This window comes from Luteimonas sp. TWI382, assembly GCF_039674545.1.
GTDB lineage: Bacteria > Pseudomonadota > Gammaproteobacteria > Xanthomonadales > Xanthomonadaceae > Luteimonas.
Genome location: NZ_JBDJNS010000021.1, coordinates 1 through 21,819, shown reverse-complemented (window position 1 = coordinate 21,819; position 21,819 = coordinate 1). Strand labels below are relative to the sequence as shown.

The following is a 21,819-nucleotide window of genomic DNA, read 5'->3' as shown; positions in this document are numbered from 1 at the left end:
CCGGACTCCCGATTCTCGTCCGCGACGCCCGCCGACTCAAGCCAGGCGCTGCCGGCGCCTGCGATCACTCAGGCGCGGCGACGCGCAGTGGCTGCTCGGCCCAGCGCTCGACCGAGCCGTCGCGACCGACGATCTCCAGCCCCAGCCAGTACAGGCCCGGCGGCCGGTCGCGCAGATCCAGCGTCGCGGTGAAGGCGATGTCCGGCTGCCCGGGATCGCGCGAGCGGCCCCGCAGGAAGCCGCCGACGAACGCGTTGCGCAGCCCATAGCGGGCGGTGGCGACGGGCGCCCCATCCAGGGTCACGACGACCGATTCGACACCGGTCACGTCCTTGATTGCCCAGCCGGACACCTCGACCTGCCCCGCCACGCGCGCGCCCGGTGTCGGCGCATCGACATGCGCCACGACCGGCGTCACGCACGCGGCATCCGGCACGGCGTCGCGATCGAGACGCAGCAGCAGGAACCGCTGCCCACCGCGATCGACGTTGACCACGCGCGATACCGGCAGGCTGCCCAGCCGCGCGCACAGCTGCTGGTAGCGCTCGAGCAGCGCGCTGAACTTCACGTCGGTCGCGCCGACCACCACCAGCGCCGGCCGCCCCCCCAAATCGGCGCGATCGTCGAGCTGCAGCCCCCACAGCTGCAGCTGCGGCGCGCGGCCGTGATGGCGGTTGAGCGGATGATCGAGCACGCGGATGTCCGGATCGCCCAGCGCGAAGCCGAGTTCGGCACCGATCTTGAAGTTGTCGGCGACCAGCACCGTGTCGTCGGGCATGTCGGCGCGCATCTCGCGCACCGCATCGGCCAGCTGGTCCCAGCCGGCGAAGTTCGACGGATACCACTTCAGCGCGGTGGCGCGCTCGCGCATCTGCGGCGACGACACCGCGACGTAGTAGCCATTGACCAGCAGAAACCCGGCGACCAGCGTGACCCAGGTCAGCGTCCGCAACCAGCGCGGCCAGCCGACCAGCACGAAGCCGGCCAGCGGCAACAACGCCAGATAGCCCGGCAGCGGCCAGTGGAAGCTGACGCGCTCGGTATCGGCGACGAAGCCCAGCGCGAAGAACCCCACGACGATCAACACGCCGCACAGCGCAAGAAACCGCGCGGCGTCGTCTGGCATGCGGCGCATGCGCCAGGCCGCGAGTGCGAGCACCGCGAACACCAGCGGCGTCACCAACCCCGCCTGGATCACCAGAAACTGCCAGCCGTCGAGGTGGAACGCCCACGGGTGACGGTCGACCATCTGGAAGCGCAGCCCGGCCTCGGCGTTGGCCAGATTCCAGGCCAGCAACGGCCCCCAGGCCGCGGCGCCGAACGCGATCGCGATCCACACCCGCGGGTCGCGCAGGGCCAGACGGCCGGACGGGAGCGATGCCAGCGCGACGATGCCCACGGCGATCACCGCGATGAAGCGGTAATGGCTCAACGCGCCCAGCGCCAGGCCGAGTGCAAGCAACAGCGACGCGCCGTAGGTCACCCCCCGCAGCAGCCGCGTGCCGGCGTCCAGGCACAACACCGTCGCCAGCGCCAGCACCGCATCGGGCAACGCCATCACGCCCAGCGAGCCCAGCAGCGGCAGCAGCAATGCCAGACAGCCAGTGGTCCAGGCCGCATCGGCGTCGAACTCACGCGCGGTCAGGCGCACCAGCAACCACGGCACCAGCGCCGAGATCGCGACAAATGGCAGCCGCACTGCCAGCAGCCCATCGCCGAACAGCGCGGTACCCAAGCGGATCAGCCAGGCGGTCAGCCCCGGCAGATCCGAGTACGCCCAGGCCAGACGCTGGCCCTCCAGCCAATAGAACGCCTCGTCGACGAACAGCGGCAAGCGCATCGCGATGCCCAGCTTCAGCGCGACGACCAGCACCCACAGCGCAACGAACACCGTGCGCATTTCGATCCGCCGCATTGAACCCGACCTCGCTACACTCGGAAAAGAACGTCGCAGGGAAGACCGCGCATGCCCGATCCGTCCACGACCCGCGCCATGCTAACCGACGCACAGCGCAACGCCCTGTCGTCGGCACGCGCCCAGGTCAATCGTCTGGTGCTCGGCAAAGAGACCGCGGTCACCATGACCTTCGTCGCATTGCTCGCCGATGGCCACCTGCTGATCGAGGACCTGCCCGGCCTGGGCAAGACCACGCTCGCGCACGCGATCGCCGCGACCGTCGGGCTGGGATTCCAGCGCGTGCAGTTCACCTCCGACCTGTTGCCATCCGATGTCGTCGGCGTCTCGGTCTACGACGGCGCCGCGCGGCGCTTCGAGTTCCACGGCGGCCCGGTGTTCACGAACGTGCTGCTGGCCGATGAGATCAACCGCGCGCCACCGCGCACACAGAGCGCGCTGCTCGAGGCGATGGCCGAGCACCAGGTCACCGTCGACGGCACCACGCACGCCCTGCCCGACCCGTTCTTCGTCATCGCCACGCAGAATCCAGTGGACCTGTCGGGCACCTATCCCTTGCCCGACTCGCAGCTCGACCGGTTCTTGATGCGGCTCAACCTCGGCTATCCCGACCGCGACGCCGAGCGCGCGCTACTCGCCGGCGAGGACCGGCGCGTCCTGATCGCCGGCACGCTGCCGCAACTGGGGGAAGCCGACCTGCATCAGATGCGTGCCGCCGCCACCGCCGTCCACGCCAGCCCTGCGCTGATCGACTACGTGCAGGCGCTGCTCGCGCGCAGCCGCCACCACCCCGGCGTCCGTGTCGGCCTGTCGCCGCGCGCCGGGCTGGCCCTGCTGCGCGCGGCACGCGCACTGGCCTTGCTGGAAGACCGCACGCACGCCTTGCCCGACGATGTGCAGCGGCTGTTTCCGTTGATCGCCGCGCACCGGCTGGTCGCCGACGACGCCGGCGACGGCGATGCGCTGGCGACCGGCATCCTGCAGGCCGTGCCGGTCGACTGACGCGATGGCCGCCACCGGTCTGCGCCGCCGCCTCGAACGCTGGATGCGCCCGCGCCACGCCGAAGCGCTACCGGTCCGCATCGACCGCAGGCGCATCTACGTGCTGCCCACCCCATTCGGCGGCTTCGTCATCGCGCTGCTGGCGACGATGGCGGCCGGCGCGCTGAACTACAACAACAACCCGGCGCTGCTGCTGTGCCTGCTGCTCGGCGGCGCGACGCTGTCCAGCCTGTTGTGGACGCAACTGCAACTCAGCGGCCTGGAGGTGCGCGCCGTGCGCGGCGAGCCGGTCCCGGCCGGTCGGCCGATGTCGCTGCACGTGCACGTGGGCGCAGCGCCAGGGCGCGAGCGCCGCGGCCTGCGGGTCGATTGCGAGGACGCCGTCGCCGCGCCGCTGTCGCTGGACGAGACCGGCGGCGAGGCCACGCTGACACTGCCGACGCAGCGCCGCGGCTGGATGGCCTCGCCGCGCATCCGCATCTCCAGCACCCGGCCGCTGGGTCTGGCCCGCGCCTGGGCCTGGGTGCGCCCCGATGTGCGGCTGCTGGTGCATCCCACACCCGAGCCGCACGGCCCGCCGCTGCCGCGGGGCGCCGGCGAGGATGCACAGGCGCGCCTGCACCCGGCCGGCGACGACCTGCATCACCTGCGCGACTGGCGCCAGGGCGATGCGCGGCGCGCGATCGCCTGGAAATCCTCGGCCCGGCGCGATGCCCTGGTTGTGCGCGAGTTCGAGCGGCCGCAGGGGACCGACGTCGTGCTCGACTGGGCGACGCTGGGCGGCCTCGCTCACGAGGCACGCATCGGCCGGCTCGCGCGCTGGGTCGACGCCGCCGAGCGCGACGGCGTGCGCTCGCTGCTGCGCGTGCCCGGCCATCCGCCGCTCGGCCCCGACCGCGGTGCGCACCACCGCCAGGCCTGCCTGCGCGCGCTCGCATTGATGCCCGAGCGCCCATGACCCGCGCCACGGGCCAACTGTTGGACGACCGCGGACGCCGCCGCACCCTGCTCGCCGCGGCGGTCTGCCTGCTGCCGCTGCTGTTGCAGCTTGCGCTGCCGGTGGCGATCGTCGTCGCCGCGGTCGGCGTGCTGGTCACGTCGGTCTCCGGCCGCCGCCAACTGCCGGCCTGGCTGCGCGGCGCCGCCGCCCTCGCTCTGTTGGGCTGGGTGCTCGCCCAGGCCGGCGGCACGGTGGGACGCGAGACCGGATGCGCGTTGCTCGCGGCGATGCTGGCGGTCAAGCCGTCCGAGCTGCGCACGCTGCGCGATGCCCGCAGCCTGCTCGGCTTCGCGCTGTTCGCGCCATTCGCCACCTTCCTGCTGGATCAGGGCCCGCTGTCGCTGCTGCTGGGCCTGGCCGGCACGCTGCTGGTGGTGGTCGCCCTGCTCGCGCTGTCGGATGCGGAATCGGGCCTGGCGCCGGACAGCGATCGCCGCCGATGGACGACCGCGCTGCGGCTGATCGCGCTCGGCCTGCCCTTGGCGCTGGCGGTGTTCTGGTTGTTCCCGCGACTGTCCACGCCCCTGTGGGGCGTGCCGGACCGCGCCTCCGCCACACCGGGGCTGTCCGACGAGATGGGCGCAGGCCAATGGCTCGACCTGCTGGCCGACGACTCACCGGCCCTGCGCGCGGCCTTCACCGGCCCCGAGCCTGCGGTCTCGCAGATGTACTGGCGCGGGCCGACGCTCACCGACTACGACGGCCGGACCTGGACGCGCTCACGCCGGCAGCCGCCGCCCACGCCGGACCTGGTCGCCCACGGCACGCCAACCTGGGACTACGAGGTCGTGATCGAACCGACCGGTCGCGACCTGCTGGTCGCGCTGGATCTGCCCACGGCATTGCCCGACGGCGTGCGCGGGACGCGCGACTACACCCTGCGCAGCCCGCGCCGGCTCGACAGCGTCAGCCGCTGGCGCCTGCGCTCGGCGCCGCCGCTGCAGTTCGAGGCCGAGCTATCCGCACTCGCACGCACCGAGGCGCTGCGCGTGCCGGCCGGCCTGAACCCGCGCACCCGCGCGCTCGCCCGGCAATGGCGCGCCGACACCCCCGACGACGCGGCGCTGGTCGCGCGCGCGCTGGCCTGGATCGAGCGCGATTTCGCCTACACCCTGGACACCCCGCTGCCCGGCCGGCACGCGATCGACGACTTCCTGTTCGACCAGCAGGCCGGCTTCTGCGAGCACTTCAGCTCGGCCTTCACCGTGCTGATGCGCGAGGCCGGCATCCCCGCGCGCGTGGTCACCGGCTACGTCGGCGGCCGCCGCAACGCCTACGGCAACTACTGGCTGGTGCGTCGCATGGACGCCCACGCCTGGAGCGAAGTCTGGCTCGCCGGCCGCGGCTGGGTGCGCGTCGACCCGACCGCCGCGGTCGCGCCCGAACGCATCTACGACACGCTCGAGAACCGCCTCGCGGCCGGACGCATCGGCGGCGCACGCTTCGCGCCGATCTTCGACCTCGGCGACTGGGCCCGACGCGGCTGGAACGACTTCGTGCTCGGTTTCGATGCCGACCGCCAGCAGACGATGCTGCAACGGCTCGGCCTCGGCGCCCTGGGCGCGAGCGGCCTGGTCGTGCTGCTCACCGTCGTCGCGCTGCTGGCGCTGGGCGCAATGGCGTGGCTGATCGCCCGCGGCGAACGCGAGCGCGACCCCGTGCTCCGCGCCTGGCACCGGCTGGGCCGGCGCTATGCCCGCCGGGGCCTGGGCCGCCTGCCGCACGAACCCGCCTCGGCCTGGGCGGCACGCATCGCGCCCACCACCGGCGATGCGGCCGGACTGGTCGCACTCACCCGCCGTTTCGTCGCCGCACGCTACGCTGCCGCCCCGGCCGACCCCACGCTGGCGCGCGACCTGCGCGCGCATCGTCCCACCGCAACGCCCGCTGCGAAGGAGACCTCCCGATGAGCCCCGCCCGTCTGTTGCCCATCAGCGCCCTGGCGCTGCTGCTGGGCGCCTGCGCCTCGCAGCCCAAGCCGCTGCAGGGCGGCTTCGCCGAATCGCCCACGCCGCATGCCGCCGTGCAGGGCGACTACACCGGCACCGCGGTGCGCTGGGGCGGACGCATCGTCCAGGTCGAACCGCGGCCCGACGCCACGTGTTTCGAGATGATCGCCACCCGGCTCACCGCGACTGGCCGCCCGTACTGGGCCAGCGACGACACCAACGGCCGCTTCATCGCCTGCCGCGCCGGCTTCTACGACCCGGCAGTGTTCGAGAAAAACCGCGAAGTCACCTTCACCGGCCGCATCGCCGGCTACGACACCCGCCGGATCGGCGAGTACGACTACCGGTTCCCGCGCCTCGACGCCGACGTGGTCTACCTGTGGCCGGTACGCGAAACGGTCGACGTACTGACCCGCCCCGCGCCCTGGCCGTGGTGGGGCTACTGGTAAGCCCGCGCCCGCGCGCTTACGCGGGCGTGCCGAAGCGCCCAAGCGGCGCGCCGGCGAGCAGATGCAGATGGATCTGGTACACCGTCTGCCCGCCGTGCTCGTTGCAGTTCATGACGATGCGATAGCCGTCCTTGTCGAAGCCCTGCGCCTTGGCATAGCGCGCGGCGGCGAGCGCGAGCCGGCCAATGACCTCCGGCGCGTCCTCAGGCACGTCGTTGAGCGTCGCGTAGTCCTGCTTGGGCACGAACAGCACATGCACCGGCGCCTGCGGGCCGATGTCGCGGAACGCGATCAGGTGCTCGTCCTCATAGACGATGTCGGCCGGGATCTCGCGGCGGATGATCTTGTGGAAGATGGTCATGGAGCCGTCACTCGTGATTCGCGATGGCGCAGAGCATACCGCTGTCGCGCCTTCGGCTCAGACCGAACGCATCCCCGCGCGTGGATCACGAATCGCCGATTTCGCTGCGGCTGCCGAACGCATGCGACAACGTGCCGCGATCGACGAACTCCAGTTCGCCGCCCAGCGGCAGGCCATGCGCGGGGCGGCTGGGCCGCACGCCGTGCTGGCGCGCGATCTGCGCCAGGTAATGCGCGGTGGCCTCGCCCTCGACCGTGGGATTGGTGGCGATGATCAGCTCGCGCACCTCGCCCTCGGCCAGCCGCGCGGCCAGCAGATCCAGGCCCAGCTCGCGCGGGCCGATGCCATCGAGCGGGCTCAGCCGGCCCTGCAGCACGAAGTAGAACCCGCGGTAGCCGGTGGCCTGTTCGATCGCCAGCCGGTCAGCCGGCGTCTCGACCGCACACAGCGTCTGCGCATCGCGCGACGCACTGGCGCAGGTCGCACACACCGGTGTCTCGCTGAAATCGCGGCATCGTGCGCAGTGGCCGATCTTCTCGACCGCCTCGGCCAGCGCCGCAGCCAGCCGCGCGCCGCCCTCGCGCCCGCGCTCGAGCACGTGATAGGCCATGCGCTGCGCCGACTTCTGCCCAACCCCGGGCAGCACGCGCAACGCATCGATCAGTTGTTCCAGCAATGCGGACATGCGCGACGGAGGTCAGAGGGAAGGGCCACGATGCGCACGCCGCACTGAGCCGCGGGTCACATCGGCGAACGGGGCGCACCCAGGCGCCCCGCCCTAGAGACCGCGGGGCTTAGAACGGCAGCTTCATGCCCGGCGGCAGCGGCATGCCGGCGGTAGCACCGGCCATGCGCGCCTTCGATTCCTCGTCGACCTTGTTCGACGCGTCGTTGAACGCCGCCGCGATCAGGTCTTCGGCCATCTCCGGGTCCGACAGCACCGACGGATCGATGCGCACCTTGCGGCAGGCCTTGGCGCCGGTCAGCGTGACACTGACCATGCCGCCGCCGGCACTGCCCTCGACCTCGAGGTTGGCCAGCTCTTCCTGCACGCGCTGCATGTTTTCCTGCATCTTCTGAGCCTGCTGCATCAGCTGGCCGATGTTTCCACGCATCATCAAAGTCCTTGTTCGTCGTAGGGGCGAATGGAATCCGGCACCACGCGCGCGCCCTGTTGCGACATCAGGCGCTGCACGTCCGGATCGGAAAGGAAATTCTGCTCGGCCGCCGCCTGCAGCGCATCGCGCTGCTGCGCATTGCGCTCGTGCAGCGTCGGCGCCGTACGCGCGGCCGCGGTCTCGAAGCGGATCTGCGGCGTCGCACCCAGCGGCCCGGCAAGCGCGGACGCCAACTGGTGGACCATGATCGGCGCCTTCAGGTGCTCGTCGGATTCGGGCAACGCCAGCTTGAGCACATCACCGTCGAGCGCCACGAAGGCCGCACTGGCCGCCAACTCACGCACCGGGCCGCGCAACGGCAGATCGGCCACGAGGTCCAGCCAGCGGTCGGCATCGAGCGTCATCGACGGCTTGGCCGCCTGCGGCGCAGGTTCGGCGCGCGGCGAGGGAGCCGCAGGCGGCTCGGCACGCGGCGCAGGGCTAGGTTCGGGGGCAGGTGCAGCCGCAGCGGCCGGCGACGCCTTGCGCGGCACGTCGATGCCCTGGCCGGCGGCTGCCATCGGCACCGCATCGACCGGCGCACGCGGCGTTGGACGCGCCAGCATTGCGGCCTCCGGCGCCGGTGCGGCCGCCCGCGGCGCCGCCGCGGACGCATCGCCCAGCGCGGCCCGCGCCGCAGCCGGCCCGGATACCCGGCCCTGCCCGGCCCCGCCGCCCGCCGGGGCACCGGCGTTGCCGCCTTCGGCCGGGCGAAACGCGAACATCCGCAGCACCGTCATCTCAAAGCCCGCACGCGGACTCGGCGCCAGGCCCAGGTCGCGGCGGCCATTGAGCGCCATCTGGTACCACAGCTGCACGACCTCCGGCCGCACCGACGCGGCCAGCGCATCGAGATCCAGACCATCGGCCTCGATGCCAACCTCCGGCACCAACTGCCGGACCTGGATGCGGTGCAGCGCTTCGGACAGCGCATCGAGCACGCCCGACCAGTCCGGCGAGAACTCGGCCAGCGCCGCCACCTCGGCCATCAGCCGCGCGCCATCGGCCTGCGCCAGCGCAGACAGGAGGTTGCCCACGCGCGTGCGGTCGACACTGCCGAGCATCGTCGCCACCGCCGCATCGGCGAGTGCACCGCCCTCGCCGCCCGCACCGGTGTAGGCGATCGCCTGGTCGAGCAGCGACAGCCCGTCGCGCAGACTGCCATCGGCCGCTTTGGAGAGTTGCCGGATCGCCGCCGCATCCGCGGCGATGCCCTCGGCCTCGAGGATCCGCGTCATCTGGCCCTGGATCTGGTCCTCGTCCAGCCGCTTGAGGTTGAACTGCAGGCAGCGCGAGAGCACGGTGACCGGCAGCTTCTGCGGGTCGGTCGTCGCCAGCAGGAACTTCACATGCCCCGGCGGCTCCTCGAGCGTCTTGAGCAGCGCGTTGAACGCCGACTTCGACAGCATGTGCACTTCGTCGATCAGGTAGACCTTCACCCGACCGCGCGAGGGCATGTACTGCGCGTTGTCGATGAGCTCGCGCACATCGTCGACGCCGGTGTTGCTGGCCGCGTCGATCTCCAGCAGGTCGATGTAGCGCCCCGCGTCGATCGCCAGGCAGGTCTCGCACTCCCCGCACGGGTCCGACGAGGTGCCCCGCTCGCAGTTCAGGCTCTTGGCGAAGATGCGCGCGATCGTCGTCTTGCCGACGCCGCGGGTGCCGGTGAAAAGGAAGGCGTGGTGGACGCGGCCGGTCTCCAGCGCGTTGGTCAGCGCACGCACGACGTGCTCCTGCCCGACCAGCTCGGCAAACCGCTTCGGACGCCACTTCCGGGCGAGGACGAGATAGGACATGCCGCTATTCTGCCACGGCCATCCCCCTTCCTTGTGACCGGGCCCCGGCCCAGCTAGAATGGCCGGCCCGCGGCGGTCCAGCCGTCGCAGCGTGCCGCCCCGCGGCCCGCGCGGGACAGATCCGGAGAGGTGTCCGAGTGGTTGAAGGAGCACGCCTGGAAAGTGTGTAAGCGTCTAAACCGCGCTTCGGGGGTTCGAATCCCCCTCTCTCCGCCAGACTCTGCAAACCCCTGAGAAATCAGGGGTTTTGCTTTTCTGGGCCTAGCAAGGGGCAGGACACAAATCGGGACACATCCCGATGAGAGTTCCCCATCACTTGATCAAGACGCCAGCGGGCTTTTCGTTCCGTCAGCGCGTGCCCGTCGATCTACAGCCCCTCTTGGGCTGCCGAATTCTCAAGCGAAGCCTTCGAACGCGCGAAATGCGCAGCGCCCAGGCTTGCGCCCTGGTCCTGGCCGCCCGCTATGCTGAGGTCTTCAGCGCCATCAGGAAGAACGGCATGGGCGAGAAGACGGGAGATCAATGGCTCCAGGAGCTTCGGGGAAAACGGCTTCAGGACTACACCCTGGAACGAGACGCCAATGGCACCCTGCGTATCCAGGCAGAACCAGGCGAAGACACCGAGGCGCTGACTCGCGCCATCGAGAGTATCGGACGGGTCAATCCTGCGTTCTTCGGCGCAGTAGCCGCCGCCCCAGCAGCCCCCTCCAAGCCCCAGCCCAGCAAGATCCTGTCGCTGATGGAAGCGCGTGATCTTTGGCTCAAGGCCATCGCCCCAGACACCATCCCCAAGACCTACAGCATCAAGAAGTCGGCGATTGACGGGTTCGTGCGCACGACCGGCCCTGACTATCCCTTGCCGAGCATCAACCGGATCGACCTGTCGAACTTCTATCAGTCACTGGCCGATGCTGGCATCTCAACCCCGACCCGAGTGAACAAACAGTCCTACCTGGGCGGCTTCTTCGACTGGTTGATTGCCGCTGGCTACTACACAGACAGCAATCCGGCCCGAAGCCATGTCTCATACGGCAATAGCGCTAAGCGAAAGCGGCGCAAGCTTGGCTTCAAGGCCTTCGACCTGAAGCAGATCAGCCTCCTCTTTGCCCCATCGGCCTTTGCCACCTTGTCACCTGCCGCGCGCTGGGCAGCCTTGTTGGGCCTGTATACGGGCGCCCGTGCCTCTGAAGTTGGGCAGCTGCTGGTGAGCGATGTGCAAACGGAGGGAGGGGTGGCCTACATCCATATTAATGACGACGGCGAGCACCAGCGCCTCAAGAGCGAGGCCAGTATCCGGACTGTCCCGATCCACGCCGACCTGATTGCCCTGGGCTTCGGCGACTATGTAGCCAGCCTGCCCACCTCAAGCCGCCTCTTCCCCCAAGCGAAGGCCAATGCCGTCAATGGCGCGGGGAACTGGATTTCCAAGGCCTTTACCCGCCACCTCGCCGAGCACGGGAAGACGTGGCCCAAGGCCAAGCGCGGTTTCCATTCCCTGCGTAAGACGGTCATCCAGCATATGCAGGGCTTCGGTGTCGCCTCAGAAATGCGCGCCCAGATCGTCGGCCACGAGCTTGATGATGAGCACCATCCCGTCTACAGCCGGGAATTTACCCCGGCAGAAAAGCTCAATGGGCTGGTCACCCCTGAATTCAAGACAGCAGGGCTCTCATCCTCGAGCTTCAATCTTGAGCTCGCTGCACTGAAGAAGTTGCTGGGGTAGCGGATCTCCGCGCCAGGAAAATTACATGGAACGTCTAGGAGTATCTCTAACGGGCCAACATTGGCACTGACAAACGCCGCGACTATTGCGATCAACGCAAATGATGGTTTTATGAAAGCTCCCCCACGTTAGGAGCTTCATATGCCCTTAGAAAGAAAGCTGGCTATCGCAAGTCGAGTGCTATGCCCTTTGATTGCCCAAGACCGGACACGAGACACGCAAGAGCGGATCGAAGACATCATCCATGCCCTCGAAATTGCCGACGAGCTGATCAACCGATGCATGGCTCCAAAGCCCCCGGCTGACGACCACACCCTGAAACCTGCCGTCAGGGTCAGAGAAGCCGTGGTAGAACGCGACCAGGTGCAGCTTAGTGACATGATCTCAGAGCGTCGTGGCGCGGTGTCCAAGCCCACTCGCGGACCTACCTACCACTGAGTTTTCGAAACGAGGTTAGCTAAAGCCCCGGCTCGCCGGGGCCTTCGCCTGTATATCAGTGCAACCGTGCTCCAGGATCTCTGACAGGATTCATTACGAGCAAGGGGTCCGCTGGAATAGGGGCTTCAGGAGCGTCAATGGGCGCATCCTCCACCGGATATCTACGCAACAGCACTTCACTCCAATTCTCCAGTTGCGACAACGACTCGCCTGTTCGACGGTTGTAGTCTTCCTGGGCCTTGGTTCCGGTGGCTTCGTGAGCGCGTTGATACTCCTTGCGTCCCAGCTCAACAGCCCGAACCCGGCGCGCCCGACGACGCGACCAGTCTGAGCGATTCAAGAGGCCCGGCCTTGGGTTTTGGCTTTCGAAGTTCTCCAAGGCAAATTCTGCTTGGGCCAATACGTGCTGGGCACGATCTTCAGCTTTCAGCCTACGCTTGAAGCGTAGAGCGTCCCGCTTCAACTTCTTCAGTCGCGCGAGCAGTTCTTCCAAGTTGCCACGGAGCCTGGGCAATGTCCCATGAGCCGATATCAGAGCAGTGCTGTTGCGCAGCAATCTGCGCGTGAATTTGAGCTTCTCTCGAAGCGCCTCTATCCACGCCTCGGCCCACATCTCCAACACTTCCTTCAGGGTCTGCTTGGATGCTGTGGCCTCCGGTTGCCGATGAAGGGGCGCGGCAACCGCCTCAACCGTCATGACTTCCCTGGCCAGGTTACCCAGACGAGTCTCTCCACCAAGAGACAGCATTGGTTGCGTGGCGGGGATCAGTGGAACCTGACGCGAGCCAACCGGCACGGCTTGATCGGATGCGGCTTCCATCAACCTGCCCTCTTCTGCCATCTGAGCCACGGCGCGATCCCAAGCAGCGTTGTTGGCCTGATCAATCTCCTCATTGCCTTGGTTCAAATCGGTATCCACGCCTCGGCGGTGTAAGGCAGTGGCATCTTTTCCCATATGAATCCCAGGAATGCGGGAAAGCTCCGCTGCTGTGAGCTCATCCCCTTGCTCTGCGGCCTCAGCCGCTTGGTCCTTAAGGCTACGATGATCGACACGGGCCGAGACACCTGCAGCAGCAAGATGGGCATTGATGGCTTCCCCTACCATTGCCCGGATCCATTCGACTTCCCCTCGGCCTGAAGGGCCGTCATCCAGCTCCCTGGTCTTGTCCTTCAACCCGTCTGCGTCCATCCGCCTGGTCGTGGCTAGGATGTGGACGTGATAGTTGAGCCCGTCAGCGGTCTGCGGCTCATGGATGCTGGATTGGACAGCGAACCTGTAACGCTGGACCAAGCAGCGCGATATTTCAGCTGCCAGGTCTGAACGCTGCTCATTGCTCAATTCGTGTGGCAGAGCCACCTCGAACTCACGAGCAACGGTAGCGTCTTTGCGCCGCTCTGAAGCCTCGGCTGCAGGCCAAAGCTGCCGAGGATCGAAAGCCCAATCGGGAGCGTCGTCGGGAGCGAGGCAACGGGTCTCAACGACCCCGCCGCGCCTTCGGTAGTCGTGCCGGAGACCGGTGCGGCCATCGATGATGAGCAGGCCTGCGCGATAGGCTGCTGCAGCGGTGGATGCATGCCCTTGGGCACGGCTGAAGGTCTTTACTCTGGCGTGATAAATGGCCATTGATGCTCCTTGTTCCGGCCCCCGCACCTGCCTTTATGCCTACGATTTAGGCTTTGGCAAGCGCTTTTTTAGGGGGTCAAGGGGCACAGCCTCTTGCGCACGCATTGCCCAACGGGCAATGCCTAAGTGCGCTCTTGCTTGTGACTCTCGCGCTTAGTTTTAGCCCCGGGAGGCCCTATGCCCACCCGATATCAGCGAGCAACTGCGTAAGCCACAGCGGGGGAAACTTCCAAACCACCACAGCCACGCCCAGCAGCGGGGGCACCCAAGCCAGCGCATTGAACGTCCCGATCACTCTGCTCGCGAACGCGCGCCGTTGGCGGAAGGTACCTTCCAGATCATCAAGGCTTTCCGAGACACCACCGCCAGCCGAAGCGCGGGCACGCATACCAGCGAGCGCAGCCTCAAATGCCGTTGTCGTTGTTGCCATCTGCAAACGCACAGCTCTCGCTACACCGCTTACAACGAGAGCAACGATCACAGCACCCGCACAAACAAGCAGGTCATTGCCGATAGAGCTCCCCCCAACCACCGCAGCGACGGCTACAAGGGATATAGGTATGCCCAAGAACTTCGTGGCATTCTCTACTACCGCAGTATTCATCCGTCCAACAAAGTTTAGCTCGGCCTCGACTATCTCGCGCCGAAGCCCTTCAAACGAAATTCGATCCACCAGGCATTCAACGTCATACCGGAATCGACGTAGAACGCCTCCCCAGTGATCCAACAAAACTCCAAATCTAGCCTCTGCGGTAGGCTCATCTGCACACGCACCGGCAACCGCGAGCCGGAAAATGGCTTTGTACTCCTCCGTTCGAACCTTCCCCTTCCCACTCTCTGTTAAGAGATCGCTCAAGACAGCCAGATCAGGGAAATCTCCTTCGAGCATCTTCGCTTGGATGCGCGTAGTGATCTCAACCGTGACCGGAGGTGAACCGGACGAGGCCGGCTTCACGAACACTAGGTGTGATGGTCGCCCGGCCTCGGCGGCAAGGTCCCCACTCACACTTAACTCGCTTAGCAAGCGGATGAGCTCACAAAGATTCTTCAAAACGAGCAGCTCACGGTTCTCTTCCCCTAGCTCTTCGCCAGAAAAGAAATCAAACGCGGCGATGTAGAAATTTTCAGGAAACTGGCCGCGATGTATTGACTCGCATCTAGCTACAAGATCATCCACTGATCCGTAGAAGCGCCCTGACTCGTTAACGGCGAGAGCCCAAGTGAACTCAAGCTCATCGCCGTCATAGTCAGGGCCGTCCGCGAAGTGACCAAAGCCTGCACCAAGCTCCTGACACCGCTGAACCGCGCTCCTTAATAGCTCATCTGCCGAACCCTCGAAGGAAAACCGCCCCCCTGAGATCAAGGGCATGCCCGCCGCTCGATAGAGTTTGACAACGTCGGAAAACATGATTACAGCTGCCCACGAGCGCGAAGCGCTGCTTCGATACTATCAACGGTCTCTGGCGGCAGGTCGGTCAGCATAAGACTCTTTCGCGCAGCGTCGTAGAGAAGTTCTGAATTGCTGGTACCGACTATACCCGTCTCAAACCACAGCCCCCAGTTCGCCTTCTTGGCGTTGATCCGGATATGCGGCCGGAGCGCCTGGCGGCTAAGGGAGAACTCTTCAGGAATCTGGCATTCGTCCGAATTAAGAAACACTTTCAGAGGATCGAGATGCTGGGCAAATGTGGGATGAACCTTCGCCTTCGCAGCTTGAACAACTTCGTCGAGCTTAACGACTTGGCTGCTATCGAGTGACTGCATGTAATCAACCACCCCTTGCTTGATCTCAGCATGAGAGTCAGCGATCTCCGGCACATTCCGTACGAACTGCTTGACGAACCTCAGCAATTTAGTGGTCAGCTGGGAAGAAGACGTTCCTTTTACGCAACCCAGCGCATCCACGAAATAGTCCGCGACATCCTCTCTACCCTTTCGATTCACAAAGCAGAGATAAGTCTTCTCCTCAGTCTCTGTAGCCTTCGTGCTTTCCGCATCGTCGTTTCCACTGGGGGCGCTAAGGTGAACTTGGTAGCGCGCCAAGTTGATGCGAGCAGCTTGATGAAGCTTAGACATGTCGATCTCTTTGATCTCCGTAGGTCGAAGATCCTCAGATAAGGTGATCGCGCCCTTCTGCTTGATCATTGCCACCAAGAGGAAATCTGAACCCTTGCTCTGGTATTGACCAAAGAAGATATGACCTCCCGTTGCCCCAGTCTTTTTCTCAGCCTGCTCGCGCAGTTCCTTCATAGCGACTAGCGAAAGATCCATCAGCAGCGTTGGACAGAACTCTGCCGCAAGCAGAGTTCGAACCGAACCTGGAAAGTCCCCCTCCCGATTGGCTGGGGCAAATTGCCCCCATAGCACTGCGCTGCCTTCCTTGCCGACGAGATCTGCCAACTGTTGGGCCAAGCGATTCACCATCTTGTCCGACACGTCTAGCGGATCATTGGCTTTCCGCACCGTCGTCATCGAGTCGTGCGCTTCCTTCTCCAGACTGTGAATCACAGCCCCCTTCAAAACATCCATTTCGCCCCCTGCTCCTCCGGCAAACCGCCGACCGGCCAATAGTACGGCAAGCGCAGCAGTCGAAAAACTATACCTACGGTCAATCTCATAGAGTGAGAGCCTCCCCGGTCCCTTGCTAGACCGGCAAAGTTCCGGGATCCGCCCTCCCCTTAGGTGTTGGCGACGGGGGAGTCAATCACGCCTGCGAGCAAAGGGCATGGATCCCGTATGGGAGGACTGCGACAGTATCGCTAACGGACAAAATAGTGGTTACCTCAGACCCTCCCAACTCGCCGATTACAAGGTCTGAGAGATCCATGCCTTCATCCTAGCGAACCACTCGTCCCGCTCAGATTCATTGACTGCAGTGCTTTTGAGCCAACGATCAGAGTGGCGCACGAAAGGAACCAGCCAGAGCGGGTGAACGACATCCCGCACTTGCACTTCCAGGCGATGAGTGACAACGCCTTTGTAGTTGTATTCCCCAGTGCGGATGGAGAGCACTTCAGCCCGCCGCAGGTAGCGCTCGCCCTTCACGGGGTCCCGAACCCAGATAGTGTCCCTGCCCAGGTCCAAGGCAATGTGGTCATGGGAAACCGTGGGCTCGAACTCTTCAGGCCTATGCTTCTTCAGTTTGGGCGTTCGGCGACGGAACAGCCACGGCAAGCCCCACAGTAGCGCAAGGGGCCAGAAGACCAGCTGCCCGAACAGCACCATCCCGAAGACTGCTCCGTCAGCCGTCGTGCCTTCTTCGAACACCACACCGCACAGCCACCAAAGCGCGAGACCGGTGATGATCCAGCGGATTACCTTGAACAAGGTCCACATACGAGCTTCCTAGCTTTGGTTGGCGGGCTTCAATTCAGCGACGGTCTACGACGGTCCAAGTGCCATCGACCTTGTCGATGACGAAAGTGCCGACAAGCTGCTGTTGCTCGGTGCGAGTGCCGATCTGGTAGCGGGCGGTTCCAGTGACACTGCACGCGTAGCCGGGACTGTCCCCACGCACGCACTCTCCTACCTTCAAGTGCTCAAACGTCATCGTCGTTCCCGTAACTTCTTTGAAATGCGCCGTCAGCGCCTTCTCAACATCGCCATTGCCGGGCCCACCAGAACAAGCCGCCAGCAGCACTGTTGCGGAAACCATCCAAAGCTTCTTCATGTGTGTTCCTTCAGTCGATGAGCAAGCAGTGCTTGCCCGGGTTGAGGCTCGCGCCAGGGAGCACTTCGCTATCGATCACTGACCCGGGCTTATTGATGACCACGACGATCTGGCTAGGCCGGGCGGACGAGTCCTCCTCACGCTCACCGAGGTAAGCCAAGGCAACGACTCCCCCGAAGTCGTAGACCTTGCCGAAGCCAACCACGCTATGCGCTTCCGGAGGCAGCAGAATGGGCTTGCCATCGAGCTTGATAGCGCGCTTGTAGTTCCGGCCTTCCACAGGTTCGATGCGGCCGATCCTGGTTCGGATGGGTCCAGTGGGCGTGGCGGAGCCATGACCCGTGGCCCAGACGAACTCGGAGACTTTGGGATGCCCTACCCCGCCCGCACTGAACTGGCCGCTCTGCAGTTGGCACGACAGGCTTTGCGCAGCCTCGGCAGAAGCAGCGAACGCCAGGAGACCCACCACTGCCCAGCACCTCATACCCATACGACAGCCTCCAGATTCAATTTTGCGTTGAACGCAAATGACCAGCTAAGCTTATGCGGTCAAACTCTGGAGAGTCAACGTGTTTGTTTCTACTGGATGCCCGCTCCTCAGCCCACGCCTACAACCCTTGGTCATCGCCTACGCGCTGCACGCGTGGCTAAGGGCTGGACCCAAGCCCAGCTAGGCGAAATGCTCATGGGCGTGGATGACTCAAACACGACGGCGCCTCGGATCAGCCGATATGAACGAGGGATGCACAAGCCAGACCTAGAGACCATCGAGAAGCTCGCAGGGCTTCTAGACCTTCCTGCGGCCTACTTCCTGGCGGCATCGGATGTTGTCGCTGAGGCCATCCTGCTGCTTTCTCAGCTTGACGCCAAGAAGCAGAAGCAAGCACTTGGGCTGATTAAGAGCCTGATAGACGCCTCATAGCAGCCGCAACGTACTTCTGAAATAGCTTCAACGATTACTACGCTACAGATGCACCGTTAGACCTTCACCTGCGATGGGCATGAAGCCCAAGGAGTGATCGTATGACCTGCGAGATAGTGAACGTCGGAAAGAGGCGAGACGGGGGAAGCCGATACTGGTGCCTATCCCATCATGCAAACGCCACCGCAAAATATGGCGTGGCGGCAGAAGAATGCGTGGCCGCGCATGACGCACCCATTTCGGAGAGTGAGTCTCTCGATCTAGAGGTTGACCGTTACGAGGGAGGGATAGCTCTTTGGGGGTCAGTGCCCGCGTCATACGACACTACCACCCTGCCCACCGATAGAGGCATCCATGTCCATGCCAGGCGCTTGGGCCGAGACTCAGTCAAGGACATCGACAAAACCTATCGAAGGCTGAGGATCCCATTCACGACAGACCTATTGTCCTCGGATTGGTTTGTAGTCGATGAGATCGACGCAATCAATTACATGGTGTCGGGGGTCTTCGGCTTTGGAACCATCAGTGTCCACTGCAGCCACTGCGGGTTCGCCCATCTCGACCGCGACTGGTTCGCAGTTCATCCTCACAAGAAGCATCAATGTCATGGATGCGGCCGACAGTTCTCCGACTCGGAAATCGCAATAGGAAACCCGCTTTCACAGCTGCGGAGCCACCTTGAGCCGGGCACGCGGTCCCAGATAGCTGCGCCGAGAACCATAAAGATACGCCAGCAGGACTACCCAGGAGGGATACAAATCTGGGGATCAAATCCTGCCATCCTTTGGACCTCCACAGCTCCTGAAGAAACCGGAATCCATCTGCATGCGCTAAGCGAGGAAGGCCAAGAGTGGCCCAAGGTGGACGACACGTATGAGTCTGTCGAGATAGATGGCATCGAGCTTGATGCCGAACAAGTGCGCTACTACATGGCGCAAACAGCGCTGCCACACATCGAAGGACGCGTCGTGGCTCTGTCATGCCCGCAGTGCGAAGAGCCTCACTTCGATAAGGGGAAGTGGGCATATACGCCCCACATTGACCACGAATGCCATTTCTGCGGAGCGATCTTCCAGAATCCGTCGCAGATCAAGAAGACGATATCGAACCCGTTTGTCGAGACACGAGCACGCCTTTCCAAGCATACGAATCGAATTCTTCGTGAAGACAAGCTAGGGTTGCGCCCCGAAACCATCTAGCAGGGTCACTTCTTTGGTGAAGAAGTCCACATCGATCTGTGGAAGATAGCCACCGAGCTTGCGCATCTCTTGATAGGCAAGATGCGCAGCTTCAGTTGTGATCAGTCCTTGGCTACAGGCTCGTTGCATCAACCCCAAAGAGCCGGTCACCAGCGACTCATGCCCGAGCCGCTTGATAGCCGCCTTCCGGGCCCGGCCGTCATCACAAGCGATCTGGCACTGGATGGCGGAGGCAATGAGGATGCACTCGGTCTCGCCATCACCGAGCCCCATATCATTCTTCGCCGCCAGAAATGCCGAATATGGGACCAATCCGTCGTCAGCAAGGGTCAAAGATCCCTTGGCAAGCTCCAGGTCCAACACTTCGGAGGCGGATGAAGCCTCATCTCTTACCAGGCTTCCGACTTGGAACCGTACACCCTCGATTCCCAAGACCGCATCAAAGACCCCGCCATTCACGAGGTTGATGACTGTCGAAGCGTCGAGGAGCACTATCACGCTGCTACTTCGAGTTAGCGGCGAACAGATAGGAGATGGGAACGTTCAAAAGCTCAGCGGCTTTACCGGCAGAGAGCTCCTCACGATCCACGAGCTTCGCTGCAGCCTGAAGCAGCCTAGGCGAAGTTAAAATCTGTATCCCCTCTCGCTCCCGAAGCCCCAGCTCTCTCGCTCTCTTTTCAGGATTTCCATGCTCGTCTGAGATCTTCTGATAAAGCGCCCTAGCGCCTCCTGGCTCCAGCAACCCCATGCCCTCGCAACGGCGCGCGGCAACCTCAAAGCTCACCCCGAAGAAGATTGCAGCAGTCAGTATCTCCACGTCCCCGAGCGGCCCCTTTGCTCGGTAGTGAGTGCGAACGGCATCAAGCACCTTCAAGAACCCTTTTCGGGGCATTAGCAAAGAAGCCGCGAAAGCATCCGCAAAACGCTCTTCCTTCCGATGCTCAGCCGAGCCAGCCGTCTCTCTGTCTCCACCCACCTCTTCGTCCAATCTTGCGAAGTCAATCTTTAGCAAGTCATGGCGTGCTACGAGGTGTCCCACTTCATGAGCAAGAGTGAACAGCATCCGTGCCTTGAAGGTTCGAGGAGCAAGCAGGATCAGTGCGTGGCCTTCGACAATCGCTGAAACCCCCTCGACCTTAGGGTCCCGTCCATAGCAGACAAAGACCCCCAACTCCTCCAAGGTAGTTGCAAGACTAAGAAAAGGAACTTGATCATCCAGCTGTGCGAACGCCCGTCTAAAAATGGCAGCAAAGTTCTCTGCGTTTTCGAGGTCGGGAGCCAGGCCCCTGAACAGCTCCAGCCAATTGAGATTGGAAGGCAGAAGTCTTGCTACTGAGAGTATGTCGTTTAGCTGATCACCAATGATGCTCAGAGATGAAGACATGCCCCTTGCACGCTGATCAATGGCCTGCCTCAGCAAGAGCTTGGAAGTACTCTGATCCTCAGTTGATTCCGGCCGCCCAATCGAGCTCAGCGGAACACGTATTGCCTTTGATATTTTTCTGATTTCCGACAGCGATGCCTCATCACCCGAGACTATCTCGCTAACACGGGAAACGGGCAAGTTTGCCCGTCGGGCCACATCACTGACCGTGAGACTGCGATCTGCGATGTGTTGCGCAATATCCATTACTTCCTGGCTTCCCTCTTCAAGGCCTGAAGCTCTTCTCTCAGACGAATAGCTTGCTCTTCAGTCAATTTTCTCATGCGCCCGATCACTTGTTGGATTCGCGTAGAGCCTGGACGATCAAACAGACTAGCGAGGATGTCTACTGATCGCTCCCTACCAAGCTGGATCTCCCGAGGCGTCTGAAGGATGACAGAGGTCCGACCAACCAGATAGTTCTGGATTCGCCTCTCAAACTTGTCGTGATGATCTTCGGGGTGATGTCGTCCGTCTGCAGTCACAATGATGTTGCCCAGCCTCTGGCCGGACTCGTCAAATCTGAGCCTATTCTCAGGGAACTGATCGAACGCTGCGATCTGACTGGCAAGCTTGTCCTGGACCTCAAGCCCTCCAATCACATACTGCTGAACGTTCTTCCCCATGCTGCCGCTTATCACGAAGATCTGATCGCCTAACTTCACCCTGCGGCGCAGATCAGGCCGACAGGTTCCCATGGTCGATTTCGCTTTCTTGTCCGGTTGCAAGATCGGGTCTACTAGCGCTTTACCCATACCAGGGTCAGAACCAGGGGAAACGAATATATAACTCGACACGCCACACCTCCAATCCATGTGAAGACGAAGCCCAGAACCAGACCCGCCGAGGCGGCCTGTTTTGCGATTTGTACCGCATGCCGAGCCACCTTACTAGTGCCCCTGCCTACACCCCGTGCGGAAGGCAATCCCCAGCCTTCCTCTCCGGAGAATAGATTGTCTGATCTCAAGTTGTGAGATAGCGCCGCTATAGTCTCGCGCTCGACCATATCTTGAGCAGACAGGCATGATATCGATTCACCCGGCTTCACTCTCTTCGATTCCCGGAAATATGGCGAACTGGTGGGCAGACTCAACTTCCAAGTGCAACACCCGGCGGAGTGTAGGGTGTCGCGATGGGAAAACAGTACAGCCACCTGAGCGCGGAAGAGCGCGCAGTGCTTCAGGTCGAGCG

21 protein-coding genes and 1 tRNA gene are annotated in these 21,819 nt (G+C 63.7%); 8 read left to right on the top strand and 14 right to left on the bottom strand.

Annotation, left to right across the window (positions count from 1 at the left end; all coding sequences use genetic code 11):
* Positions 1 to 64: 64 nt before the first annotated feature.
* Positions 65 to 1,915 carry a glycosyltransferase family 39 protein gene (locus ABE505_RS12895; protein ID WP_346445719.1) on the bottom strand — a complete coding sequence of 617 codons (1,851 nt, stop codon included), beginning with the start codon at positions 1,913 to 1,915 and terminating at the stop codon, positions 65 to 67.
* A gap of 78 nt (positions 1,916 to 1,993) precedes the next feature.
* Between ABE505_RS12895 and ABE505_RS12890 the strand changes: the two genes are divergently transcribed.
* Genes ABE505_RS12890 through ABE505_RS12875 form a run of 4 tightly spaced genes read left to right on the top strand, consistent with a single transcriptional unit; the run spans position 1,994 to position 6,315 of the window.
* Positions 1,994 to 2,917 (top strand): AAA family ATPase, encoded by a 924-nt coding sequence (locus ABE505_RS12890; RefSeq protein WP_346449324.1) that lies wholly within the window; start codon positions 1,994 to 1,996, stop codon positions 2,915 to 2,917.
* Positions 2,918 to 2,921: 4 nt separating this feature from the next.
* A complete protein-coding gene (locus ABE505_RS12885) occupies positions 2,922 to 3,875 on the top strand; it encodes a DUF58 domain-containing protein (protein ID WP_346445723.1) in 954 nt (317 codons plus the stop codon).
* Positions 3,872 to 5,827, top strand: coding sequence for a DUF3488 and transglutaminase-like domain-containing protein (locus tag ABE505_RS12880; RefSeq protein ID WP_346445725.1), 1,956 nt, complete (start codon positions 3,872 to 3,874; stop codon positions 5,825 to 5,827). The genes ABE505_RS12885 and ABE505_RS12880 overlap by 4 nt, the downstream gene beginning before the upstream one ends.
* Complete coding sequence (locus tag ABE505_RS12875; RefSeq protein WP_183426417.1) at positions 5,824 to 6,315, top strand: Slp family lipoprotein; 492 nt, start codon at positions 5,824 to 5,826, stop codon at positions 6,313 to 6,315. Before ABE505_RS12880 ends, ABE505_RS12875 begins: the two co-directional genes overlap by 4 nt.
* A 16-nt stretch (positions 6,316 to 6,331) precedes the next feature.
* Here the strand turns inward: ABE505_RS12875 and ABE505_RS12870 are convergent, their stop codons facing one another.
* The 4 genes from ABE505_RS12870 to dnaX form a co-directional block, all read right to left on the bottom strand.
* Positions 6,332 to 6,676, bottom strand: a complete 345-nt coding sequence (locus tag ABE505_RS12870; protein ID WP_337245526.1) for a histidine triad nucleotide-binding protein — start codon at positions 6,674 to 6,676, stop codon at positions 6,332 to 6,334.
* 85 nt (positions 6,677 to 6,761) lie between these two features.
* Positions 6,762 to 7,361: a recombination mediator RecR gene (recR, locus tag ABE505_RS12865; protein WP_346445727.1), complete on the bottom strand. Its 600-nt coding sequence runs from the start codon at positions 7,359 to 7,361 to the stop codon at positions 6,762 to 6,764.
* A gap of 109 nt (positions 7,362 to 7,470) precedes the next feature.
* Positions 7,471 to 7,791 (bottom strand): YbaB/EbfC family nucleoid-associated protein, encoded by a 321-nt coding sequence (locus tag ABE505_RS12860; RefSeq protein ID WP_047136330.1) that lies wholly within the window; start codon positions 7,789 to 7,791, stop codon positions 7,471 to 7,473.
* A 2-nt stretch (positions 7,792 to 7,793) separates the two neighbouring features.
* The gene (dnaX, locus tag ABE505_RS12855) at positions 7,794 to 9,629 is read right to left on the bottom strand and encodes a DNA polymerase III subunit gamma/tau (RefSeq protein ID WP_346445729.1); all 1,836 of its coding nucleotides are present in this window, start codon (positions 9,627 to 9,629) and stop codon (positions 7,794 to 7,796) included.
* Between the two features lie 123 nt (positions 9,630 to 9,752).
* On the opposite strand from dnaX, the gene ABE505_RS12850 reads away from it, so the two are divergent.
* Both ABE505_RS12850 and ABE505_RS12845 read left to right on the top strand, forming a co-directional pair.
* Positions 9,753 to 9,845 (top strand) — tRNA-Ser (locus tag ABE505_RS12850).
* 82 nt (positions 9,846 to 9,927) lie between these two features.
* Positions 9,928 to 11,352, top strand: a complete 1,425-nt coding sequence (locus ABE505_RS12845) for a DUF6538 domain-containing protein (protein WP_346458246.1) — start codon at positions 9,928 to 9,930, stop codon at positions 11,350 to 11,352.
* 493 nt (positions 11,353 to 11,845) lie between these two features.
* On the opposite strand, the gene ABE505_RS12840 is transcribed toward ABE505_RS12845, so the two are convergent.
* The 6 genes from ABE505_RS12840 to ABE505_RS12815 all read right to left on the bottom strand — a co-directional run bounded on the left by ABE505_RS12840 (position 11,846) and on the right by ABE505_RS12815 (position 17,553).
* Positions 11,846 to 13,414 carry a MobA/MobL family protein gene (locus ABE505_RS12840; RefSeq protein ID WP_346445731.1) on the bottom strand — a complete coding sequence of 523 codons (1,569 nt, stop codon included), beginning with the start codon at positions 13,412 to 13,414 and terminating at the stop codon, positions 11,846 to 11,848.
* Between the two features lie 175 nt (positions 13,415 to 13,589).
* On the bottom strand, positions 13,590 to 14,783 hold the full coding sequence (locus ABE505_RS12835) for a hypothetical protein (protein ID WP_346445732.1): 1,194 nt from the start codon (positions 14,781 to 14,783) through the stop codon (positions 13,590 to 13,592).
* Between the two features lie 41 nt (positions 14,784 to 14,824).
* The gene (locus tag ABE505_RS12830) at positions 14,825 to 15,943 is read right to left on the bottom strand and encodes a nucleoid-associated protein (protein WP_322535654.1); all 1,119 of its coding nucleotides are present in this window, start codon (positions 15,941 to 15,943) and stop codon (positions 14,825 to 14,827) included.
* A gap of 276 nt (positions 15,944 to 16,219) precedes the next feature.
* The gene (locus ABE505_RS12825) at positions 16,220 to 16,750 is read right to left on the bottom strand and encodes a hypothetical protein (protein WP_346445733.1); all 531 of its coding nucleotides are present in this window, start codon (positions 16,748 to 16,750) and stop codon (positions 16,220 to 16,222) included.
* A 34-nt stretch (positions 16,751 to 16,784) separates the two neighbouring features.
* On the bottom strand, positions 16,785 to 17,084 hold the full coding sequence (locus ABE505_RS12820; protein ID WP_346445734.1) for a hypothetical protein: 300 nt from the start codon (positions 17,082 to 17,084) through the stop codon (positions 16,785 to 16,787).
* Between the two features lie 10 nt (positions 17,085 to 17,094).
* The gene (locus tag ABE505_RS12815; RefSeq protein ID WP_346445735.1) at positions 17,095 to 17,553 is read right to left on the bottom strand and encodes a hypothetical protein; all 459 of its coding nucleotides are present in this window, start codon (positions 17,551 to 17,553) and stop codon (positions 17,095 to 17,097) included.
* Between ABE505_RS12815 and ABE505_RS12810 the strand changes: the two genes are divergently transcribed.
* A complete protein-coding gene (locus tag ABE505_RS12810; RefSeq protein WP_346458283.1) occupies positions 17,455 to 18,006 on the top strand; it encodes a helix-turn-helix transcriptional regulator in 552 nt (183 codons plus the stop codon). The two genes, ABE505_RS12815 and ABE505_RS12810, sit on opposite strands and share 99 nt — an antisense overlap.
* 101 nt (positions 18,007 to 18,107) lie before the next feature.
* On the top strand, positions 18,108 to 19,205 hold the full coding sequence (locus tag ABE505_RS12805) for a hypothetical protein (protein ID WP_346445736.1): 1,098 nt from the start codon (positions 18,108 to 18,110) through the stop codon (positions 19,203 to 19,205).
* Here the strand turns inward: ABE505_RS12805 and ABE505_RS12800 are convergent.
* The 3 genes from ABE505_RS12800 to ABE505_RS12790 are packed head-to-tail and all read right to left on the bottom strand — an operon-like array spanning position 19,179 to position 21,425.
* Positions 19,179 to 19,697 carry a hypothetical protein gene (locus tag ABE505_RS12800; RefSeq protein WP_346445737.1) on the bottom strand — a complete coding sequence of 173 codons (519 nt, stop codon included), beginning with the start codon at positions 19,695 to 19,697 and terminating at the stop codon, positions 19,179 to 19,181. The genes ABE505_RS12805 and ABE505_RS12800 overlap by 27 nt on opposite strands.
* Positions 19,698 to 19,707: 10 nt before the next feature.
* Positions 19,708 to 20,835 (bottom strand): ImmA/IrrE family metallo-endopeptidase, encoded by a 1,128-nt coding sequence (locus ABE505_RS12795; protein ID WP_346445738.1) that lies wholly within the window; start codon positions 20,833 to 20,835, stop codon positions 19,708 to 19,710.
* The gene (locus tag ABE505_RS12790; protein WP_171953926.1) at positions 20,835 to 21,425 is read right to left on the bottom strand and encodes a hypothetical protein; all 591 of its coding nucleotides are present in this window, start codon (positions 21,423 to 21,425) and stop codon (positions 20,835 to 20,837) included. Before ABE505_RS12790 ends, ABE505_RS12795 begins: the two co-directional genes overlap by 1 nt.
* Positions 21,426 to 21,819 lie beyond the last annotated feature (394 nt).